Origin of the sequence: Pseudoponticoccus marisrubri, from assembly GCF_001482405.1 — a bacterium.
Classification (GTDB): Bacteria; Pseudomonadota; Alphaproteobacteria; order Rhodobacterales; family Rhodobacteraceae; genus Pseudoponticoccus; species Pseudoponticoccus marisrubri.
In genome coordinates, this window is the sequence record NZ_LPXO01000051.1 from 1 (window position 1) to 433 (window position 433).

General features: G+C 52.4%; 1 protein-coding gene. It reads right to left on the bottom strand.

Going from position 1 to position 433, the window contains the following annotated elements; translation table 11 throughout:
- Positions 1-433, bottom strand: a 433-nt coding sequence (locus AVJ23_RS22500) for a DinB/UmuC family translesion DNA polymerase (RefSeq protein ID WP_437176766.1), incomplete at both ends; no start/stop codon positions are given.

The window sequence follows — 433 nt, forward strand, 5'->3', positions numbered from 1 at the left end:
CGTCACCCCGGACAGCACCACACTCGCTTTTTGATACGCCACCTTCTCTCGCCAAATGCTTTGCAAGGCCCGTTTAGCCTGCTTCACTAATAAGACCGTATTATCGGACGGGTAAATCAATGGCACCGTTTGTGACGCCTGATAAGGCTCTCCTCTCGTTGCATAGGGACTGGAACGTATGCTGACGCTCACAAACTGACACACCTTGTTCTGCTGGCGTAATTTTTCGCCCGCTCGGGACACATACGCCGACACCGCTTGTGCCATTTGCTCCCAATCCGTGACCGAGCGGCCAAAAGAACGGGATGAAATGATTTGCCGTTCCGAGGACTCATGTGAAGTCAGCCCGAGACAGGACTCTCCTCTCAATTCACGAACAATACGCTCCACCGTCACCGAGTAACGACGGCGAATCCATTTCAAATCACAACTT